The sequence below is a fragment of the Candidatus Omnitrophota bacterium genome, assembly GCA_041653595.1.
Taxonomy (GTDB): Bacteria; Omnitrophota; Gorgyraeia; order Pluralincolimonadales; family Pluralincolimonadaceae; genus Pluralincolimonas.
The window spans coordinates 1-4,500 of sequence record JBAZFB010000042.1 but is presented as its reverse complement, the minus strand read 5'-3'; the positions used below and the strand labels follow the sequence as shown (position 1 = coordinate 4,500).

Annotated in this window: 5 protein-coding genes and 1 tRNA gene; 2 read left to right on the top strand and 4 right to left on the bottom strand. The window is 53.6% G+C overall.

Features of this window, described 5'->3' with window-relative positions:
* The 4 genes from leuS to WC317_08335 all read right to left on the bottom strand — a co-directional run.
* The coding region (gene leuS, locus WC317_08350; GenBank protein MFA5340131.1) for a leucine--tRNA ligase at nucleotides 1-1,937 on the bottom strand (1,937 nt) is incomplete at its 3' end.
* A complete protein-coding gene (locus WC317_08345; protein ID MFA5340130.1) occupies nucleotides 1,938-2,807 on the bottom strand; it encodes a deoxyribonuclease IV in 870 nt (289 codons plus the stop codon).
* The gene (locus WC317_08340; protein MFA5340129.1) at nucleotides 2,804-3,262 is read right to left on the bottom strand and encodes a hypothetical protein; all 459 of its coding nucleotides are present in this window, start codon (nucleotides 3,260-3,262) and stop codon (nucleotides 2,804-2,806) included. The genes WC317_08345 and WC317_08340 overlap by 4 nt, the downstream gene beginning before the upstream one ends.
* A 26-nt stretch (nucleotides 3,263-3,288) precedes the next feature.
* A tRNA-Ala gene (locus WC317_08335) sits at nucleotides 3,289-3,364 on the bottom strand.
* 131 nt (nucleotides 3,365-3,495) lie between these two features.
* On the opposite strand from WC317_08335, the gene WC317_08330 reads away from it, so the two are divergent.
* Nucleotides 3,496-4,122, top strand: coding sequence for an NfeD family protein (locus WC317_08330; protein MFA5340128.1), 627 nt, complete (start codon nucleotides 3,496-3,498; stop codon nucleotides 4,120-4,122).
* A partial coding sequence (locus WC317_08325; GenBank protein ID MFA5340127.1) for an SPFH domain-containing protein occupies nucleotides 4,123-4,500 on the top strand: 378 nt, incomplete at its 3' end.

The window sequence follows — 4,500 nt, the reverse complement described above, 5'->3', positions numbered from 1 at the left end:
GGATCGGCCTTCTCCTTCAGGTTTTCCTGTATGCGCCAGACCCGGTTTAAGAACCTGAACGCGCCTTCGGTGCCGCGCTCTTCCCATTCGAGTTCCGTATCGGGTGGTGCGGCAAAAAGTATAAATAACCGCATTGTATCCGCGCCGTATTTGCCGATTATCTCGTCGGGATCGACGATATTGCCGCGGGATTTCGACATCACTTCGCCGTCCTTCAAGACCATGCCTTGCGTCAACAACTTCTGGAACGGTTCGCCGAAACCAAGGAGGCCGAGGTCCTGGAGAAACTTCGTGAAGAACCTCGAATATAAAAGATGCAATACCGCGTGCTCTATACCGCCGATATACTGGTCGACCGGCATCCAGTATTTAACGTCTTCCTTATCGAACGGCCCTTTATCGTACTTCGGGGAGCAAAATCTCAAGAAGTACCACGACGAATCGATGAATGTCGCCATCGTGTCGGTCTCGCGGCGCGCTTTGCCTCCGCACTTCGGGCATTTCGCGCCGGTAAATTCTTTGACCGAGGCCAGCGGGCTCCCGCCTTTGCCTGTAAACTCGACTTTTTCAGGAAGGACTACAGGAAGGTCTTTTTCGGGCACGGGGACTACCCCGCATTTCTCGCAATATACGACCGGTATCGGCGTCCCCCAATAACGCTGGCGCGAGATAAGCCAGTCGCGGAGCCGCCAATTGACCGTCCGCTTTCCGATATCTGTCTTCTCCATCCATTCGGCGATCTTTTTCTTGGCTTCATTATTGGGAATGCCGTCGAACTGCGCCGAGTTCACCTGCGCTCCGTCATTCTCATACGCCTCGGCCATCTTATCGACCGAAAGGGTCTCACCTTTAGGCTGGATGACGACGCGCATCGGAAGTTTGTGCTCTTTCGCGAAAAGGAAATCGCGCTGGTCGTGCGCCGGGACAGCCATGATCGCGCCGGTGCCGTATTCCATCAAGACGTAATCGGCGACCCATATCTGGACCGGCTCATTGTTGACCGGGTTAATAGCGTACGCGCCTGTAAAAATACCCTCCTTCTTGACATCAGCGGCAACACGGACGACCTTGCTCTCTTTAGAGACCTTCTCGATGAATTGCAGAACCTGTTTTTCCTGAGGCTTCCCTGCTATTAATTTTTTGACAAGCGGATGTTCGGGCGCAAGCACGACATAAGTGCATCCGAATATGGTATCCTGGCGGGTCGTGAATACGGGAATGACCCCGCCGCTCTCTTTTTCTTTGAAGAATATCTCGACTCCCTCGCTCTTCCCGATCCAGTTCTTCTGCATCGTGATGACGCGCTCGGGCCACGACTTCAGGCCCTCAAGGTCATCGAGCAGCCTCTCCTTATAGGCGGTGATCTTGATGAACCACTGCTCGAGATCCTTTTGCTTTACTTCTTTCTTGCACCGCCAGCATTTCCCGTCTATGACCTCCTCGTTAGCGAGCGTCGTTTCGCAATCCGGGCACCAGTTGACGACGGCGGCTTTTTTGTAGGCGAGGCCTTTCTCGAACATCTTCAGGAATATCCACTGGTTCCAGCGGTAATAATCCGGAAGGCACGTCGAGACTTCCCTGTCCCAGTCGTACGAGAGGCCCATCTTCTTGAGCTGCTTCCTCATATTGTCTATGCAGCTTAAAGTCCAGGTCTCGGGATGGCTTTTATTCTTGATGGCGGCGTTCTCTGCCGGCTGGCCGAACGCGTCATAACCCATCGGATGCAGGACGTTATATCCCTGCATTATCTTGACGCGGGCGGCCACGTCGCCTATCGTATAATTGCGGACATGGCCCATATGGATGCGGCCCGAAGGATACGGGAACATCTCGAGGAGGTAATATTTTTTCCTGGCAGGGTCGGTCTTTACCTTGAAAGTCCCGCTCTTCTCCCACTCCTTCTGCCACTTCTCTTCTATCGCCTTGAAATCGTACATCTAATCCTTTCTCATCTTCCTTACGGCCGCGAGATTCTTTTTGTCGGCGTCCTCGGTCTCTTTCGGCGTCTCGAGGATGAACGCGCAACCCCTCAACTTCGGGTGGTTTATTATGCGCTTCATACCGCCGGCGCCGATCTTGCCCTTGCCGATATGCCAGTGCCTGTCATTATGCGAGCCCATCTCGCTCAACGAGTCGTTAAAGTGTACGACCTTTATCTTACCAAGCCCTACGGTGGAATCAATCTTTTTTAAGGTCGCTTCAAGCCCCTCTCCGGTGCTGTCGTCGAACCCCGCCTCGAACGTATGAGCGGTGTCGAGGCACATCCCGACGTCGACGCCGGTCTTCGCCCTGACGTTCTTTATTATTTCGGCGATATCCTCGAACTTCGAGCCGATCGAATCGCCGCCGCCCGCGGTATTCTCCAAAAGTATCATAAGGCCCTGTTTAGTCCCGCTCAGGCGGGATTTCACCCTGGTCACCGCCTCGACCATCCCTTTCGAGAACCGCTCGATCCCGTAATCGCGGCCTTTATCTTTCGGGCTCCCGAGATGCGTGACGAAATAATCCGCCCCGAGCGTATCGGCGCGTTTTATGTCCTCTATATAAGCGTCGACCGATCTTCTCCAGAGCGCGTCATCGCCCGAGCAGAGATTTATAAGGTAAGGGATGTGGACGACGACCGGGGATATCTTCTTTTCCTTGCGGCGCTTCTTGAATTCCTCTACGTCGGCAGGCACAAGGGCGAGCGCTTCCCAGCCGCGCGGGTTGCGGCTGAATATCTGGAACGTGTTGCAGCCGAGCGAGGCTGCCCTGTCGACCGCCTCATAGATATGCCCTGCTATGGATACGTGGACGCCGAGTTTCATTTTTTCACCAGGTAATTCAACAATATCGCCAGGAACGCAAATACGGCAAAAGCGAGTATCAGGAGCGTTACCTTGTTCGGCCCTTCGTCGTCGGTCTGGCTTTGGTCGAAGACCGCCTTTGGCGCCGACGGAACGGCCTCGGCATCTATGATATCTTTAAGAAGGGCCGTTGCTTCCTCTGCCTCGTCTTCCTTCACAAGAAAATCTATATAAACTTTCTGCGATTCCCAGTCGCCGCGGGTGACATACGATATCTTGTTTATGTCCAGCCTGCGCCTTACCTCTTCGGCTTCGCCCCTTTCGTCGGCGACGAATATGGTCACATATTTCGAATCCCATATATCGGCCTCTTTCGGCACGACCGCGCCCCCGCAGTCAGGACAGACATCGAAAGAGAGCCGGAAGCTCTCGAACGCGCTGAATTCCCTTTTGCACTCGGAGCAGATCTTGGTCATTTTGCCCTTAGGTTATTTCAAAAAAATGGTGGAGCTGAGGGGGATCGAACCCCTTACCTCCTGCATGCCATGCAGGCGCTCTCCCGGGTGAGCTACAGCCCCACTCATAGATTTCCTCTTGGATAAGGATAAAATGATATCACTTAACCGCCCCGTCGTCAACCCTTCTGTTAGGGTTGACATTGCCCTGCCGTGATGGTATATTTCTACATACCTAATCGTGGAGGCAAAAAATGGATGCAAATACTCTTGGTGGATTACTGAATGCGCTGAAAGACCCGAATATCGTCTACCTCCTCCTTGTTATAGGGTTCTACGGGATAATATTCGAGATAGCGACGCCCGGCGTAACGATCGGCAGCGTCATAGGCATAGCGAGCCTTGCGCTCGCCTTCATCGGGATGGGTTCCCTGCCGGTCAACTACACGGGGCTGATCGTGATGCTGCTCAGCTTTGTGCTCTTCGTGCTCGATGTCAAGGCGCCGACACACGGCGTGCTGACCGTCTGCGGCATCCTGACGCTGACTTTCGGATCGCTCATACTTTTTAAGGCCGACCCGCAGTTCGCGAAGCTCTCGAAAGCGCTCATCGCGGCGATGGTAATAAGCACGACCGGCCTAATGGCCTTTGTGCTGCCGCTCATCCTTAAGTCCCAGAAACGCAAGGCCTCTTCAGGGACCGAGAGCCTTGCCGACGCGATCGGCGAAGCGAAGACAGACCTTGTCCCTAAAGGGATCATACATATAAAGGGCGAAGATTGGTACGCCGAATCACTGGAAGGAACGATAAAGAGCGGCGAAAAAGTTAAGGTCGATACGGTCGACGGGCTTGTCATAAAAGTAAAGAAAGCGAGGCTATAAATGGCTATCAGCGGAATGATCCTGTTCTTTCTAATTGTAGTCGGGATAATAGTACTTTCGAATTCTATAAGGATCGTCAGGGAATACAAGCGCCTTGTGGTCTTCCGGCTCGGCCGCTCGATCGGCCAGAGGGGCCCGGGAATAGTATTTCTTATCCCGATCCTGGACCAGGCCATAAATGTGGACTTAAGGGAGCTGTTCCTCGAGATACCCCAGCAGACGTGCATCACCAAGGATAACGCACCGATATCGATAGACTTCCTTATCTACTGGAAGGTCATCGACCCGGACAAGAGCGTCATACAGGTAGGCAATTTCGCGGCAGCGTCTCAGGGTATCGCTACGACTACCCTGAGAGCCGTAGTCGGCGACTTAGGG

Excerpts from the sequence above, each read along its gene's own strand:
- WC317_08330 (MFA5340128.1), top strand. The coding sequence starts at position 3,496 with ATGGATGCAAATACTCTTGGTGGATTACTGAATGCGCTGAAAGACCCG.
- WC317_08345 (MFA5340130.1), bottom strand. The coding sequence starts at position 2,807 with ATGAAACTCGGCGTCCACGTATCCATAGCAGGGCATATCTATGAGGCG.
- WC317_08340 (MFA5340129.1), bottom strand. The coding sequence starts at position 3,262 with ATGACCAAGATCTGCTCCGAGTGCAAAAGGGAATTCAGCGCGTTCGAG.